The 14,927-nt window shown below is 59.6% G+C and carries 16 protein-coding genes; 7 read left to right on the top strand and 9 right to left on the bottom strand.

The window, feature by feature from the left end; genetic code table 11:
* Window positions 1-21: 21 nt before the first annotated feature.
* The 5 genes from Q4G22_RS08770 to Q4G22_RS08750 form a co-directional block, all read right to left on the bottom strand.
* Window positions 22-705: a paraquat-inducible protein A gene (locus Q4G22_RS08770; protein ID WP_303385525.1), complete on the bottom strand. Its 684-nt coding sequence runs from the start codon at window positions 703-705 to the stop codon at window positions 22-24.
* Window positions 702-1,376 carry a paraquat-inducible protein A gene (locus Q4G22_RS08765; protein WP_303385524.1) on the bottom strand — a complete coding sequence of 225 codons (675 nt, stop codon included), beginning with the start codon at window positions 1,374-1,376 and terminating at the stop codon, window positions 702-704. The genes Q4G22_RS08770 and Q4G22_RS08765 overlap by 4 nt, the downstream gene beginning before the upstream one ends.
* Before the next feature lie 162 nt (window positions 1,377-1,538).
* Window positions 1,539-3,329 carry a sensor histidine kinase gene (locus tag Q4G22_RS08760; protein WP_303385523.1) on the bottom strand — a complete coding sequence of 597 codons (1,791 nt, stop codon included), beginning with the start codon at window positions 3,327-3,329 and terminating at the stop codon, window positions 1,539-1,541.
* 36 nt (window positions 3,330-3,365) lie between these two features.
* Window positions 3,366-3,956, bottom strand: a complete 591-nt coding sequence (locus tag Q4G22_RS08755) for an RNA polymerase sigma factor (RefSeq protein ID WP_303385522.1) — start codon at window positions 3,954-3,956, stop codon at window positions 3,366-3,368.
* Window positions 3,953-4,105, bottom strand: coding sequence for a NepR family anti-sigma factor (locus Q4G22_RS08750; protein ID WP_303385521.1), 153 nt, complete (start codon window positions 4,103-4,105; stop codon window positions 3,953-3,955). Before Q4G22_RS08750 ends, Q4G22_RS08755 begins: the two co-directional genes overlap by 4 nt.
* 103 nt (window positions 4,106-4,208) lie before the next feature.
* Here Q4G22_RS08750 and Q4G22_RS08745 point away from each other — a divergent pair, with 103 nt between their 5' ends.
* A complete protein-coding gene (locus tag Q4G22_RS08745) occupies window positions 4,209-5,012 on the top strand; it encodes a response regulator (protein ID WP_303385520.1) in 804 nt (267 codons plus the stop codon).
* A gap of 1 nt (window position 5,013) precedes the next feature.
* On the opposite strand, the gene Q4G22_RS08740 is transcribed toward Q4G22_RS08745, so the two are convergent.
* From Q4G22_RS08740 to Q4G22_RS08725, 4 genes are all read right to left on the bottom strand, one after another.
* On the bottom strand, window positions 5,014-5,898 hold the full coding sequence (locus Q4G22_RS08740) for a YihY/virulence factor BrkB family protein (protein WP_303385519.1): 885 nt from the start codon (window positions 5,896-5,898) through the stop codon (window positions 5,014-5,016).
* A 69-nt stretch (window positions 5,899-5,967) separates the two neighbouring features.
* Entirely contained in the window at window positions 5,968-6,678 is a 711-nt protein-coding gene (dnaQ, locus tag Q4G22_RS08735) for a DNA polymerase III subunit epsilon (protein WP_303385518.1), read from the bottom strand.
* A complete protein-coding gene (gene coaE, locus Q4G22_RS08730; protein WP_303385517.1) occupies window positions 6,671-7,258 on the bottom strand; it encodes a dephospho-CoA kinase in 588 nt (195 codons plus the stop codon). The genes dnaQ and coaE overlap by 8 nt, the downstream gene beginning before the upstream one ends.
* Entirely contained in the window at window positions 7,255-8,109 is an 855-nt protein-coding gene (locus Q4G22_RS08725; protein WP_303385516.1) for a shikimate dehydrogenase, read from the bottom strand. Before Q4G22_RS08725 ends, coaE begins: the two co-directional genes overlap by 4 nt.
* 479 nt (window positions 8,110-8,588) lie before the next feature.
* Between Q4G22_RS08725 and Q4G22_RS08720 the strand changes: the two genes are divergently transcribed.
* The 6 genes from Q4G22_RS08720 to Q4G22_RS08695 all read left to right on the top strand — a co-directional run bounded on the left by Q4G22_RS08720 (window position 8,589) and on the right by Q4G22_RS08695 (window position 14,927).
* On the top strand, window positions 8,589-9,035 hold the full coding sequence (locus Q4G22_RS08720) for a CopD family protein (protein WP_303385515.1): 447 nt from the start codon (window positions 8,589-8,591) through the stop codon (window positions 9,033-9,035).
* 121 nt (window positions 9,036-9,156) lie between these two features.
* A complete protein-coding gene (gene rho, locus Q4G22_RS08715) occupies window positions 9,157-10,428 on the top strand; it encodes a transcription termination factor Rho (protein WP_303385514.1) in 1,272 nt (423 codons plus the stop codon).
* Between the two features lie 11 nt (window positions 10,429-10,439).
* Complete coding sequence (gene mnmE / locus Q4G22_RS08710; protein ID WP_303385513.1) at window positions 10,440-11,693, top strand: tRNA uridine-5-carboxymethylaminomethyl(34) synthesis GTPase MnmE; 1,254 nt, start codon at window positions 10,440-10,442, stop codon at window positions 11,691-11,693.
* An 11-nt stretch (window positions 11,694-11,704) separates the two neighbouring features.
* The gene (mnmG, locus tag Q4G22_RS08705; protein ID WP_303385512.1) at window positions 11,705-13,561 is read left to right on the top strand and encodes a tRNA uridine-5-carboxymethylaminomethyl(34) synthesis enzyme MnmG; all 1,857 of its coding nucleotides are present in this window, start codon (window positions 11,705-11,707) and stop codon (window positions 13,559-13,561) included.
* Window positions 13,558-14,148, top strand: a complete 591-nt coding sequence (gene rsmG / locus Q4G22_RS08700) for a 16S rRNA (guanine(527)-N(7))-methyltransferase RsmG (protein WP_303385511.1) — start codon at window positions 13,558-13,560, stop codon at window positions 14,146-14,148. Before mnmG ends, rsmG begins: the two co-directional genes overlap by 4 nt.
* Window positions 14,145-14,927 (top strand): ParA family protein, encoded by a 783-nt coding sequence (locus tag Q4G22_RS08695; RefSeq protein ID WP_303385510.1) that lies wholly within the window; start codon window positions 14,145-14,147, stop codon window positions 14,925-14,927. The genes rsmG and Q4G22_RS08695 overlap by 4 nt, the downstream gene beginning before the upstream one ends.

The following is a 14,927-nucleotide window of genomic DNA, read 5'->3' as shown; positions in this document are numbered from 1 at the left end:
GGTCCGCGCGGGTTGTCGGTATCAGGTGCTGCGGGTGCGCAGCGGCAAACCGCGCCAGATCAATCGCGGATCAAAGCTTTGCGCGGAAAGCATGGTGAACGCAACAGAAAGCGCAAAGCAGACCGCCGCCGGGCCGGGATGGATCGAGGCGACAAAGCCAAGCTGCACCAGCGCCGACAGGATCGCCACCACGAACACATCGATCATCGACCAGCGGCCGATGAATTCGACCACCTCATAGACTTTCAACCGCAGATGCGCGTCATGCACGGTGGCCGGGCTGCCCGCCACCAGCGCCAGCCAGGCGATGGCAATGAACTTGCCAATCGGCACAATAACCGAGGCGACAAAGACGATGATGGCAATGTCGTAATTTCCATGTTCGATCAGTTGCATCACGCCGCCAAGGATCGTCGCCTCGCCGCTGCCTTTCAGCCCGGCAAAGGTGCGCGTGCTCATCATCGGGTAAAGATTGGCGGGGATGTAAAAGATGACCCCCGCGGCCATCCATGCCCAGACGGCGGCCAGCCCGCGCCGGTCGGGCCGCACCAGCGCGGCGTGACAACGGGCGCAGCGGTCCTGATCCACCGGCCAGACCCGCCCGCAACTGCGGCAACCCACCAGTCCGGCGCGGCGCGCCGTCATCACCGGCGCGACGGCATCGGCGGCATCAGGGCCATCTGGCAAGGGCGCGACACCGCTCATGCAGGATCACCGGCGGGGGGCAGGGCGTTGCCCTGTTCGATGGCGTCCCAGACGGTGGTCTGGCACATAAAGGCACGGGCGGCGATATTGACAAAGATCAGCCCGCAAAAGGCCCAGAAGGCCGGGCCAAGATGGACACTGGCCAGCCCCGCCACCTTGACCAGCGCGACCGAGGTGCCGATCACGAAAATCTCGGCCATGGACCAGGGGCGCAGCGCCTCGGCCATGCGGAAGGCATCAGCGGCATAGGCATAGGGCCGCCGCCCCTGCGCCAGCGGCATCAGCGTATATAACAGCAGAAACGACCTGAACACCGGCAGGGCAATAATCATCGCCAACACCGCCAGCACCAGCGGCAGCAACACACCATCGGCAAAAGCCAGCGCCACCCCGAACAGCGATGTGGCATTGCCGATCCCCATGCGCGAGATTTCCAGAAACGGAAAAAACACCGCTCCGATCAGCAATACCATCGAGGTGAATGACAGTGCGATCAACTGCACAAAGGCCCCCGCACGGGGCCGGGCCAGCACGGTATGACAACGGACGCAGCGGGCAGTTTCGCCGTGATCCAGATCTTCTTCGATATGCAGCGCATCGCAACGAGGGCAGGCGATCAGCCCCCGTCCGGTCGAAAGATCATAAGTCGGTTTCGCCTGCGTCGCATCCATGGCGCAAACATAGCTGCGCCATGGCCGCGATCAAGTGAGGCTTTGATCTGTTTTCCTGTCAGCTGCCAACCGGGGTCATGACCGATGGCCGGTTAGGCCGCCACATCCGACGGCACACGGACGGCTTGGCACACCGTGCCGATACCATCGCCGGCAACGCGGTTAATGCCGCGCCCCCTCGCGCGGGGTCGAGGTCAGCACCACTTTGCGATCATCGCCCGCTTCGGGAGTGTTTTGGGTATCGACGCGGAACAGCAGGCGCAGGAAATAGCGGTGACCTTCGATGCCGGTCTCGGCCTCGCCGTCAAGCTGGGTTGAAAATGCCTCGATCAATTGACTGCCAAGGCCGGTGCTTTCGGAATCAATAATCGCTTCACCCATGGTGTTTTCAACGGCGAACAGCGCGCGGCCGGTTTCAGGCACCGACAGGATAACGCGAACCGTCGCCGCATCGGCACCGGGGGGGATGCCCGCGTATTTCAACGCGTTGGTAACGGCCTCGGTCGCCAAAAGCGACAGGGGCACAGCCTGATCGGGCAACAGCGTCAGCGGCTGAAAATCGGTCTCGACCTTCAGTGCGGTGCCCGGCGCAATCGAGATGTTCACCATCTGGTTGATAATATCGCCGATCAGCCGGTCGGCATTCACCGCATCCAGATGTTCAGCCTGATACAGATTGCGATAAATCGTGGCCAGCGCCGCCACCCGGTCCTGAACGGATCGTAAAACCCGCTTGGCATCCTCGTGGTCGATCATCCGGCTTTGCATGTTGATGATCGAGGCGATCAGTTGCAGGTTGTTCTTGACCCGGTGGTGAACCTCTTTCAGCAGAACGGTTTTTTCGGCGACGGCTTCCTCCATCGCTTCTTCGTCACGGATGAGAATGCGGGCCATGTTGTGGAAGGTCTGGCTGACATCCGCGATTTCCGCCGGAGCATCACGCAGCACCGGCGGTGGGGCATCGCGATTGCCAATGGCAAAACGGCGCATCTGGCCGCGTAATTCACGGATATGCCGCAGAACCAGCCGGTAAACGGCAAAATAGGACACCAGCAGCGATACCGCCCACAGCGCGATGGGAATGGCGATGGCGGCAAGACGGGTGGTTTTAAACCCGGCAATACCGGCGGTCTGCGGACTCCAGCTGCCAAGGGCATAGACCAGACCGGGCACCACGGTCACAACGGTAAAGGCACGTTCCTCGCCCGTGCTGGTCACATCGCGAAAGGTGGCGTCGGTGTTATCCAGAAGGTCGGTCAGCACCATGCCGTGCGGCAGGATACCCGACACATCCTGATCAAAGGGCCGGTCCACGGTCAGCATATCGCCACGGCTGGAAAAAGTCAGAATGCGCGCGCCCTCGGTGCCGAAATTCAGTGAATGGGTGGAATACAGCAATTCCTTGGACAGACCGACGACGACATAGCCAATCAGATCACGATCATCATACAGCGGCTGCGCCACAACCACCACCGGACGCCCGGTGATCCTGCCCTGTTCCAGCGCGGTGACAACGGTGCCACGGCTTTCCATGAAAATCTGATAAACCTCGGAATCCTGAAAATCGAGCACCGCAGAGCCGTGCAAAGAGACACAGCCGGAAACCCCCGACAACGGCACATAGGCGGCAGAAATGAACGTCGCGCTGCGTTCGACAAAGCCGCGCATCACCTCGCTGCACGCGGTGGGGTTGTCGATGGTTTCCAGCACTGCCGGACCCAACGCATCGGCAGCCCCCAGCGCACCTTGCAGCAAGGCGCGTTCCCCCGCCGCCGCCGAGGCGGTGCGCCCCAACAGCGCGATTTCAGCGCTGCGTTCGGCTTCACGCAAAAGATGCAGGGTTTGCACCAGCGAGATCAGACCCAACGGCAGGATCGCCACAGTCAACAGCGTGGCCAGACGAAAGCCCAGACCCTTGGTGAATTCCAGCCTTTCGCGTAAAGCCCTCAGCACGACGCATCACCCCTGTCGTTAGGTTATGCCGTGCGGTCAGCGGCTGACGGGCTGATTTGTGGCCATCACCGCCAAGGTCGCGCGGTCAGTCATTTCCAGTTCCTCGCCATCGGCCAGCTGCAACAGCTCTGCCAACCGGCGGCGGCCCCGGTTCGCCCGCGATTTTACGGTGCCCACGGCAACGCCGGTCATATCGGCAGCCTCTTCATAAGAAAAGCCCGAGGCGCCGACAAGGATCAGCGCCTCGCGCTGTTCGTCGGGAAGCTGGTCGAAGGCAACGCGGAAATCGCGCATGGCCAGACGACCGTCATGTTCAGGCCGGGTGGCCTGCCGCGCGGCATGGATGCCATCGCTGTCCGATACCTCGCGCCGGGTTTTGCGGCGTGCGGAATAAAAATTGTTGCGCAGAATGGTGAACAGCCACGCCCGCAGATTGGTGCCGGGCTGGAATTTATCCATGTTCGTCCATGCCTTGACGATGGTATCCTGCACCAGATCGTCGGCCGCCGCCCCTTCGCGGGTCAGCGACAGGGCAAAGGCGCGCAGGGCGGGCAGATGTTCCACCAACTCATCACGCGGATCGGCGGTGTTCGCGGCCTGATCGGGCCGTCGGGTGGTTCCGGTCATGCCTGATCCTGTTCCCGCAGTTTCTGAAGAAGCTGAAGCAGTTTGTCGGGAACCTGCTGCTGCGCATCCTGTTCATAGGTGCGGCGCAGATTTTCGTCGATCTGCTTTTCGATGGCGACCCGCCGCCGTTCATCCCGTTTGGTTGGCATAAGTTTGTTAGTCCTGAAATTCTTGTGCGCACCTTGCCCAACATGTAGGAGCCTGCCAAGGTTCCCGACGGACCACAAAATTCTCAACAGGGGTCAAAGCACCATGTCTTCCGCAGATCTTGCCCAGTCCATCGGACGCGAACTGCCCTATCTTCGCCGCTATGCTCGCGCCCTGACCGGCAGCCAGACCGCTGGCGACAATTATGCGGCCGCGACGCTGGAGGCAATTCTGACCGACCGTTCCGTGATCGAGGGCGAATCCGACATGCGGATCGGTCTGTTCCGCACCTTTCACGCCATCTGGCAATCCAGCGGCCAGCCGGTGGAAAACAGCACAGCCGACGGGCGCGAGGCCCGTGCACAGGCACATCTGCGCAGCCTGACGCCCAATTCCCGCGAGGCACTGTTGCTGAAAACCATCGAGGAACTGCGCTATGACCAGATCGCGCAGGTGATGCAGATCGAACAGACCGAGGCGGAAGAACTGATCCAGATCGCCCTGAACGAGATGGGCCGGGCGATCCGCGGCAAGGTAATGATTATCGAGGATGAAACCATCATCGCCATGGACCTGAAGGGCATCGTTCAGACCATGGGTCACGAGGTGACGGGCGTGGCCCGCACCCATACCGCCGCCGTCGAACTGGGCGGGGCCAAGCGCCCCGATCTGATTCTGGCCGATATTCAACTGGCTGACGGATCGTCGGGCATTGATGCCGTCAACGATCTGATGGGCACGCTGGGCGATGTGCCGGTGATCTTTATTACCGCCTTCCCGGAACGGCTGCTGACCGGCGACCGGCCCGAACCGGCGTTCCTGATTTCCAAACCCTATTCCGAAGAACAGGTCCGCTCGGCCGTGTCGCAGGCGATGTTCTTTGCCTCGACCGAGGGGATGAACGTCTGAATCAGCCTTTCCGCGCCGCCGCCAATGCGCTTTGCCGGGCCTGACGCGCGGCACTGATGCGGCGGCGGCGGGCGATCTCGACGTTAATCAGTGCGCCCAGCAGCACGGAAAACCCGGCCAGATAAAACCACATCAGCAGGGCCACCACCGCACCGATGGACCCGTAGATGCGGTTATAGCTGTTGAAACTGCTCAGATAAGCCGAAAACGCCATCGAGGCCGCCGCCCATGCCAACGCGGCAAACAGCGCCCCCCAAGTAAAGATCGGCGTGCGCGGGGTTTTGACGTTCGGGCCATAGCGATAGAGGATGCCGATGGCCAGGATCACGATCATGAACATCGCCACCCAGGGCAGGGCCGTCACCAGCCACGCCCGCAGCGGGCCGAAGGTCATGAAGTTGATGATGATCGGCACGATGACGATGGTGGCCAGCCCCATCAGCACCACGCCGACAATGGCCAGCGTCAACCCATAGGCCAGAATAAAGCCAAAGATCGTCGAATGCGACCGCACCCCATAGGCGGCGTTCAGCCCCCTGACCAGTGCGTCAATCCCCGCGCGGGCAGCAATGGTGGCGATCATGAAGGACACAAAGGACGTCCAGCCGATATTCGTGCGTCCTGCTGACAGCAATGCATTGATCTGGGTATCCAGAATATCCTGTGCGCTGTCAGGAATGAATTCATGTGCGACATTCATGTATTCATTGATGACATTGGGATCGAACCACAGGCTCCACAGCGCGATGATCGCGGCGAGGCCGGGAAACACTGCGAACATGGCGTAAAAGGCCACGCCTGCCGCAATCAGGCCCATATGGATCTTGTCGATCCGTTCGCCGATGGCAGCAATGAACGCCCAGAGATCACGCAGCAGATTCAGCACCTGTCCCCCGTTCCGGCTGTTGGTGCCAAGATGCGGGCTATTGCCGGGCGGCGCAACCCCGGCCCGATTCTAGCCGGGCATCCAGCGTCGCCAGATCGCGCTTTCGCCCAGCTTGGCCACGAATTCGGCATGGGCGGCGGATTCGGATTCCGTCAGGCGCGGGGCCAAGGGCGCGGGGCGCGGACCGGCAGGCACCGCTGCAACCGGCGCGGCGATGGTGCGCTGTTCGGATTTCTGCGGTTGTGGCGCAAGGATCAGGTCGGGCTGGCGACCGCCGATCAGTTCCAGATAGACCTCGGCCAGCAAATGGGTGTCGATCAGCGCGCCATGCAAATCGCGGTTGGAATTATCAATACCAAAGCGGCGACACAGCGCATCCAGCGAATTGCCCGCACCCGGAAATTTCGACCGTGCCATGGCCAGGGTGTCGATCATCCGGCGATCATCCAGCAGCGGCTGACCGATGCGGCGAAATTCGGCATTTATGAAGCCAAAGTCGAAACGGGCGTTATGAGCGATCAGCTTGGTGTCAGACCCGATGAATTCGATCCAGCGAGCAGCGATCTGGGCGAATTTCGGCTTGCCGCGCAGAAAATCATCGCCAAGGCCGTGAACCGCAAAGGCTTCGGCCGGCATCGGGCGTTCGGGGTCGATATATTCATGAAAATGTCTGCCGGTGGGCAGGTGGTTCACCAGCTCGATCGCGCCGATTTCGACGATACGGTCGCCCTTGTCCGGCTCAACCCCGGTGGTTTCGGTGTCGAAAACAATCTCACGCATGGGGGATGTCTTGCAGGATCGCATCCACTGCGGCAAGGGCGGATTCGGGCGTATAGGTCGGGATGATCCAGCTGGCGCGGGTGCGGCGTTCAGCATCGGTCAACTGGCGCGACAGGATCTGGTTCAGCATCGCATCATCCATGGTGCCGCGCGCCAGAACACGGGCGCACTGTGTGGTCGCATCGACAGACACGGTGGCGGTTCCGTCCATCTCGGCATCAGCGCCGGTTTCAAACAGCAGCGGGATGTCGAACAACACAACAGGCGCATCAGGGTGGGCAGCCAGAAAGACAGCGCGATCATGGCGCAATAACGGGTGAACGACAGCTTCCAGCCGGGGCAACAGCGCCGGGTCAGCCGCCAGCGCGGATTTCAACGCGGGGCGGTCAATACCACCGTCAGGTGCGGCAGCAGCGGGGACCAGCGCGATGACCGGGGCAACCGCCGCGCCGCCGGGGGCGTAAAGACGATGCACTGCCGCATCCGCATCCCAAACCGGCACGCCACGGTCGGCAAACATCCGGGCGGTGGTGGATTTGCCCATGCCGATACCGCCGGTCAGACCCAGACGGAAGGTCATGACAACGCGGCGTCGCGGGCGGCCTGGTCGATTTCGGGCCTTGTGCCGAACCAGCGTTCAAACCCCGGCGCGGCCTGATGCAACAGCATTCCCAACCCATCGACGGTGGTGCAGCCACGCGCCCGCGCTTCGGACAGGAAGGGGGTATCAAGCGGGGTATAAACCAGATCAGTAACAAGGGCGTCCGGGTCAAGCGCATCCAACGGCACCCGCAGCGGCTGTTTGCCATCCATCCCCAGAGAGGTGGCATTCACAACCGTTGCTGCCCCATCCAGCATATTTCCGGCCTGTGCCCAGTCATAAACGACGATGCGCGCGCCGAATTCGGCCTTGATCTGTTCAGAACGGATGCGGGTGCGGTTGGTGATCCGCAGTTCCTGCACCCCGGAATCAAGCAGCGAGGCAACCACGGCCCGCGCCGCCCCACCGGCCCCCAGAATCGCCGCCGGACCTATGGCCGGGTTCCAGTCGGGGGCATTCTGACGAAGATTGGCGATAAAACCGTAACCATCTGTATTATCTGCATGAATCTTGCCATCTGGGCGAAAGATCAACGTATTCGCCGCCCCGATCAATGCCGCGCGATCAGTGACGACATCGGCCAGCGTCAGCGCCGCCTCTTTGTGCGGGATAGTGACATTGACGCCGACAAAACCGGCGCGGGGCAGGATACGCAGCACCTCGGCCAGATGTTCGGGCAGCACATGCAGGGGCACGTAATGGCCGGGGATGCCATAACGCGCCAGCCAGTGCCCATGCAGACGCGGCGACCGCGAATGCGCAACCGGCATTCCGATGACACCCGCCAAGGGAATGGTGCGCGATGGTCTGGTTGATTCGTCGTCACTCATGCTTGGGTGGCCGCCATGTGATCTGATCTTGGTCAGATTAGGCGGGGCCGCGTCCGGGGAAAAGGGGTTCTGTGGCCGATGTGCCGCATCTGTTGCACGGACGACTCGGTCCCTGTGGGTAAGTCCGTGGGGAAAGCGTTGTGAAAACCGGGGATCAATGGGTGGATTGCCATAGACTGAGGATAACCGCACGGATCATAACAAGAACATGACCCATTCTTCCACAGGTGGACAAATCGTCAGACGGGCAGGGACTGGCTGTGGACAGTTCTACAATGACCAGTCTATCCACAGGGTTATACATGAACAAATAATTGATATAACATGATTTTCATGTAGAAGAAGAATATTTTTCTGCACCCGCCACAGTCAGGGATAAGATCAGGTGAACAACAACCATCCCGTTATCCCCAAGACCTATAACATCATCATTTCTTTCTTCTTCTTTTTATTCTTTAAGGGACGAAACGGAGAGTCCGATGGGCAGTCTGCTGGCGACAATTTATCCTTGGGTGAAATCCCTTCATGTGATGGCGGTCATTGCCTGGATGGCAGGGCTGTTTTATCTGCCCCGGCTGTTCGTCTATCACATGGAACGCGGGCAGGAGGGCAGCGAGCCGGCGGACAGCTTTGTCATCATGGAAGACAAGCTGCTGCGGATTATCATGCGTCCTGCGATGATAACCGCCTGGCTGGCCGGTCTGATGCTGGTGCTGACGCCGGGCATCGTTGTCTGGTCGATGTCTTGGCCCTGGGTCAAGGCTGTGGGCTTGCTGGGAATGACCGGGTTTCATCTGTGGCTGGAACGGCAGCCTGCAGCGATTGCGGCGGGTCGCGGGTTGAGCGGGCGCGGCTATCGCATTGCCAATGAATTGCCGACGCTATTCATGATCGCCATTGTTTTGGCGGTGATTGTGAAATTCTGAGGCGTTGACTCGCGCGGGTTTGATGACTATTGTTCTGCCGACCCCGGCCGTCCGGCGCGGGATTTTCCTTTGACATGACAAAAGTGCATAGGTTGCTGCCTGTGCCATTGCGGGTAAGATGATGAGTGCCGAACGGCTGAACCTGTCCGATCTGAAAGCGAAAAGCCCGGCTGAACTGCTGGCTTTGGCTGAGGAATGGGAAATCGAGAACGCCTCGACCATGCGCAAGGGCGAGATGATGTTCTCGCTGCTGAAAGAGCATGCTGAAGATGGCTGGGACATCGGCGGCGATGGTGTGTTGGAGGTGGTGCAGGACGGGTTCGGTTTTTTGCGGTCCACCGAGGCGAACTATCTGCCCGGTCCTGATGATATTTACGTCAGCCCCGATATGATCCGGCAGCATTCGCTGCGCACCGGCGATACGGTCGAGGGTGTGATTCGTGCGCCGGGCGAGAATGAACGCTATTTCGCGTTGACCAAGGTCGAGCGGATCAACTTTGAAGACCCGGAAAAGGCACGGCACAAGGTTGCGTTCGACAACCTGACGCCGCTGTATCCCAATGAACGGCTGAAGATGGAGATCGAAGATCCAACCATCAAGGATCGCTCGGCCCGGATCATTGATCTGGTTGCGCCTATCGGTAAGGGGCAGCGATCACTGATCGTGGCTCCGCCGCGGACGGGTAAGACGGTGCTGTTGCAAAACATCGCCCATTCGATCGAGCGTAATCACCCGGAATGCTATCTGATCGTTCTGTTGATCGACGAGCGGCCCGAGGAAGTGACCGATATGCAGCGGTCGGTGAAGGGTGAGGTGGTTTCCTCGACCTTTGACGAGCCGGCGAGCCGTCACGTCGCTGTGTCGGAGATGGTGATCGAAAAGGCCAAGCGGCTGGTTGAACACAAGCGTGATGTGGTGATCCTGCTGGATTCGATCACGCGTCTGGGCCGGGCTTTTAACACCACGGTGCCGTCGTCGGGCAAGGTGCTGACCGGCGGTGTGGATGCCAATGCCTTGCAGCGGCCCAAGCGGTTCTTTGGTGCGGCGCGGAACATCGAGGAAGGCGGGTCGCTGACGATCATTGCCACTGCGCTGATCGACACTGGCAGCCGGATGGACGAGGTGATCTTTGAAGAGTTCAAGGGCACCGGCAACAGCGAAATCGTGTTGGATCGCAAAGTGGCGGACAAGCGCGTGTTCCCGGCCATGGATATTCTGAAATCCGGCACTCGCAAGGAAGAATTGCTGGTCGATGCCAAGGATCTGCAAAAAACCTATCTGCTGCGGCGGATCCTGAACCCGATGGGCACCACCGATGCCATAGAGTTCCTGATTTCCAAGCTGAAGCAGACCAAGACCAATTCGGAATTCTTCGATTCGATGAACGCCTAGACGGGGCCGGAATGGATACGATTTTTGCCGAAACCACCCCCGCCGGACGCGGGGGTGTTTCCATTCTGAGGATCAGTGGGCCGGATGCGCGCAAGGCGGCCGAGGTCTTGGCGGGTTCTTTGCCGGAACCGCGCCGGGCTGAGCTGCGTGTGTTGCGGGATGATGGCGATGTGCTGGATCAGGCGCTGGTGATCCGGTTTGATGCCGGGGCTAGTTTCACCGGCGAAGATGTGGCCGAACTGCATTTGCACGGTGCGCCGGTTGTTGTCAGGCGCGTCGAGGCGGCTTTGCTGCGGCAGGGGTTGCGGCGTGCCGAGGCTGGGGAGTTTACTCGCCGCGCTTTTTTGAACGGACGAATTGATCTGGCCGCAGCCGAGGGGTTGGCCGATCTGCTGGAAGCCGAGACGGAAAGCCAGCGTCGTCAGGCTATGTTGGCCGCTGGTGGTGCTTTGGGGGCAAAGACAGAAGGCTGGCGGCAACTGTTGATCCGGGCAGGGGCTTTGGTCGAGGTCAGCGTTGATTTTGCGGATGAAGACGTGCCGGATGTGGTTCCGTCTGAAGTGTTTGATCTGCTGGATAAATTGCGCGACAGTATTGCGGCTGAAGTGTCGGGCTTTCCGGCTGCGGAACGGTTGCGTCAGGGGTTTGAGGTGGCGATTGTCGGACCTCCGAATGCCGGAAAATCCAGCTTGCTGAATCGGATTGCGCGTCGTGAGGTGGCCCTGGTTTCCGATCTGGCTGGAACCACGCGTGACATCATTGAACTGCGGTTGGATCTGAGAGGTTTAGCTGTGACTTTGCTGGATACGGCAGGATTGCGCGAAACGGATGATCGGGTTGAGGCCATGGGTGTTAACCGTGCGCGCGAGCGGGCCGCGGCGGCGGATCTGCGGATTCATCTGTCTGAGGCTGGTGAACCGGATCAGGAACTGTATCACGACGGCGATCTTGTAGTGCGAAGCAAGGCTGATTTGGGTGGAGTCGGGATTTCCGCGCAAACCGGGCAGGGGATAGCGGAACTGTTGGATGATCTGCATCGGATTTTGTCTGATCGGGTTGCGGGTGCCGGGCTTGCCAGCCACGCGCGTCAGGCTGAAGCTTTGATCGAAGCTATGGCGGCGCTGCATGATCTGCGTGATCTGCCGCCTGAAATGTTGGCCGAAGCTATCCGGCAGGTATCACTTTCCCTTGATCGGCTGGTTGGCCGAATCGGTGCAGAGGATTATCTGGATATTATCTTTTCATCTTTCTGTATCGGCAAGTGAGGCTGTTTCACGTGAAACATTATGATGTGATTGTCATTGGTGGTGGCCACGCCGGGATCGAAGCTAGCGCGGCAGCGGCACGGTTGGGGGCGCATGTCGCCCTTATCACCATGAAAAAGGATGATATTGGCACGCTGTCGTGTAACCCGGCGATTGGCGGGTTGGGCAAGGGTCATCTGGTGCGAGAGATCGACGCAATGGATGGGGTGATGGGTCGTATCGCGGATCGTGCCGGGATTCAGTTTCGTCTGTTGAACCGCAGCAAGGGGCCAGCCGTTCAAGGACCAAGGGCGCAGATGGATCGGGCGTTGTATCGGCAAGAGGCGCAACGGATCATGCTGGCGCAACCGGGGCTAACAATCGTTCATGATGAGGTGGTGGGCCTGCTAGGCACTGATCGGGTGCAAGGCGTATCTTTGGCGGCGCAGGGCGCGTTGTCGGCCAGTGCTGTCGTCTTGACTACCGGCACATTTTTGAATGGCGTTATTCATATCGGCACCGAAAGCCGGTCGGCTGGTCGCTGGGGTAATGATGCATCGGTCGGGTTGGCGGCTGATCTGCGGCGTTTTGATTTGCCACTTGGGCGACTGAAAACAGGCACACCGCCACGGTTAGACGGCAGAACTATCGATTGGACGGCTGTTGATATGCAGCCTGGCGATACCAATCCGGTGATGTTTTCTTATCTCAGCATGGCCCCCGTCACACGGCAGATCTCTTGCGGTGTGACTCACACCAATGCCAGGACGCATGAGATTATCCGATCTAACCTGTCCCGCTCTGCCATGTATGGTGGGAAGATTTCCGGACGTGGGCCACGCTATTGTCCGTCGATCGAGGATAAAGTCGTTCGTTTTGCCGAAAAGGAATCCCATCAGATCTTTCTCGAGCCAGAGGGGTTGAACGACCATACCGTCTATCCAAACGGCATTTCGACCTCACTTCCTGCGGATGTGCAGCTTGACTATGTGCGCAGTATTCGCGGGTTGGAAAATGCTGTTATCACCCAACCGGGTTATGCGGTCGAATATGATTATATCGATCCGCGTGCACTGGAACCAACGCTGAGGGTCAAGTCTGTTCCCGGCCTTTACCTTGCAGGTCAGATCAATGGTACGACGGGTTACGAAGAGGCAGCAGCCCAAGGTCTGGTTGCCGGGCTGAATGCGACACTTGCCGCGAAGGGCAGGCCGGGCGAGGTGTTCAGCCGCACGGACAGCTATATCGGTGTGATGATAGATGATCTGATAACACGCGGCGTCAGCGAGCCTTACCGTGTTTTCACGTCGCGCGCCGAATTTCGGTTGACGTTGCGTGCCGACAATGCCGATCGTCGTCTGACTCCGCGTGCGATCAAGATTGGCTGCGTAATGCCGCAACGCGCCGCAGCTTTTGGTCAGCGCAACGATCTGTATCAACGGGCACGCGCCTTGGTTGATAAAACGGTGTTTACCCCTACCGAATTGAACCAGATGGGGTTTCAGGTCCGTCAGGATGGTCAAAAACGATCTGTCTTTGCTTTGTTGGCTACGCCTGATTTGATCGGGAATCGTCTTGTAGATCTGTGCCCGGCACTTGCTGAAATGCCTGATGAGACGCTTCAGCAGATCAGGAATGACGCACTCTATCATCAGTATATGGAACGCCAGTCCCGTGATGCTGCCTTGCTGCGACAGGATGAGGCCATAGACCTGACGGCGATTCAGGATTACCGCAATATCCCCGGCCTGTCTGGCGAATTGACGACCAAACTGACGGATACGCGCCCGCAGACATTGGCCGCCGCCGCCCGAATCGAAGGTATGACACCCGCCGCACTGACACTTTTGCTGGCCCATAGCCGCGCAGTCAAACGGGCTGGCAGATGAGTGTTTCACGTGAAACAAGCGACCGGCTGACCGCATATGCTGCCCTGCTGCGCAAATGGAATGACCGCATCAATCTGATTGCCCCCTCCACGGTGCCTGATCTGGAGCGACGCCACATCAGTGACAGTCTGCAACTGGCACAATTAGCGCAGCCAGTCGGCGGCCTTTGGGCAGACCTGGGCAGTGGTGGCGGCCTGCCTGGCCTGGTGATTGCCATCGCCAGCGCCAAGACCGCCACGCAGGTTGTTCTTGTCGAAAGCGATCAGCGCAAATGCGCTTTCCTGCGATCCGCAATCCGCGAACTTGGGCTTGAAAACGCTACAGTCAAAACGGCACGCATCGAAAGCCTGTCTCCGCTTACTGCCGATTACATCAGTGCCCGCGCGCTTGCCCCGCTTGATCGGCTTATGCCATATGTAAGGCGGCATCTGAAACCGGACGGGCAGGCATGGCTGATGAAGGGTGAGAACTGGCAGGCAGAGCTGACAGCCGCGCGGCTGGACCCCACCATACAGGTCACACCTTATGCCAGCGAAACCCAGCCGGGTGCGGCCATCCTCAAGCTGAGCGGAATACAACAAACATGACCAACCGTATCATCGCCATTGCCAATCAGAAGGGCGGCGTTGGTAAAACCACCACCACCGTCAATCTGGGGGCCGCATTGGCCGAAGCCGGGCACGAGGTTGTGCTGATTGACCTTGATCCGCAGGGAAATGCCTCAACCGGCCTTGGCATTGGCCCGGATCAGCGTGAGGTAACAACCTATGATCTGCTGGCCGGCACCACCAATCTCGACAGTGCTGCTCTTGTCACCAGCCTGCCGCGCCTGTCTATTGTGCCTGCGACAGCCGATCTGACCTCGGCAGATGTTGATCTGTCGCAAACCTCTGATCGTGTGCGTCTGCTGCGCCGTCAGATCACGACGTCGCGCGACAACCGGATCATTCTGATCGACTGTCCGCCCGCGCTTGGCCTGCTGACAGTGAATGCCATGGTCGCGGCGGATGCCATCCTTGTTCCGCTCCAGGCCGAGTTTTATGCGCTTGAAGGGCTGTCTCAACTTTTGGCCACAGTGCGTCAGGTCCGGCAAAACGCCAACCCCGACCTGCGCATCAACGGTGTGTTGCTGACCATGTCAGACAGCCGCAATAACCTGTCCCAACAGGTCGAGGCGGATGCCCGTGCGACCTTGGGCGATCTGGTTTATCAGACCGTTATTCCCCGCAATGTCCGCGTGTCCGAAGCGCCGTCGTTTGCCCAGCCGGTTCTGCATTACGATCCACAATCCAAAGGTAGTCAGGCCTATCGCGAATTCGCGCGCGAATTTGCCGCCCGGTTACATCTCAATCTGCAAGAGGCCTGA

This window comes from Paracoccus sp. (in: a-proteobacteria) (assembly GCF_030538655.1).
Classification (GTDB): Bacteria; Pseudomonadota; Alphaproteobacteria; order Rhodobacterales; family Rhodobacteraceae; genus Paracoccus.
Note: the sequence above shows the minus strand (reverse complement) of the source record. Positions and strands in the feature narration are given on the sequence as shown.

Coding starts and splice junctions, on each gene's coding strand:
- coaE (WP_303385517.1), bottom strand. CDS start 7,258: ATGACCTTCCGTCTGGGTCTGACCGGCGGTATCGGCATGGGCAAATCC.
- Q4G22_RS08750 (WP_303385521.1), bottom strand. CDS start 4,105: ATGCCAACCAAACGGGATGAACGGCGGCGGGTCGCCATCGAAAAGCAG.
- Q4G22_RS08745 (WP_303385520.1), top strand. CDS start 4,209: ATGTCTTCCGCAGATCTTGCCCAGTCCATCGGACGCGAACTGCCCTAT.
- dnaQ (WP_303385518.1), bottom strand. CDS start 6,678: ATGCGTGAGATTGTTTTCGACACCGAAACCACCGGGGTTGAGCCGGAC.
- rsmG (WP_303385511.1), top strand. CDS start 13,558: ATGAGTGTTTCACGTGAAACAAGCGACCGGCTGACCGCATATGCTGCC.
- Q4G22_RS08765 (WP_303385524.1), bottom strand. CDS start 1,376: ATGGATGCGACGCAGGCGAAACCGACTTATGATCTTTCGACCGGACGG.
- rho (WP_303385514.1), top strand. CDS start 9,157: ATGAGTGCCGAACGGCTGAACCTGTCCGATCTGAAAGCGAAAAGCCCG.
- Q4G22_RS08720 (WP_303385515.1), top strand. CDS start 8,589: ATGGGCAGTCTGCTGGCGACAATTTATCCTTGGGTGAAATCCCTTCAT.
- Q4G22_RS08770 (WP_303385525.1), bottom strand. CDS start 705: ATGAGCGGTGTCGCGCCCTTGCCAGATGGCCCTGATGCCGCCGATGCC.
- Q4G22_RS08755 (WP_303385522.1), bottom strand. CDS start 3,956: ATGACCGGAACCACCCGACGGCCCGATCAGGCCGCGAACACCGCCGAT.
- Q4G22_RS08725 (WP_303385516.1), bottom strand. CDS start 8,109: ATGAGTGACGACGAATCAACCAGACCATCGCGCACCATTCCCTTGGCG.
- Q4G22_RS08695 (WP_303385510.1), top strand. CDS start 14,145: ATGACCAACCGTATCATCGCCATTGCCAATCAGAAGGGCGGCGTTGGT.
- mnmE (WP_303385513.1), top strand. CDS start 10,440: ATGGATACGATTTTTGCCGAAACCACCCCCGCCGGACGCGGGGGTGTT.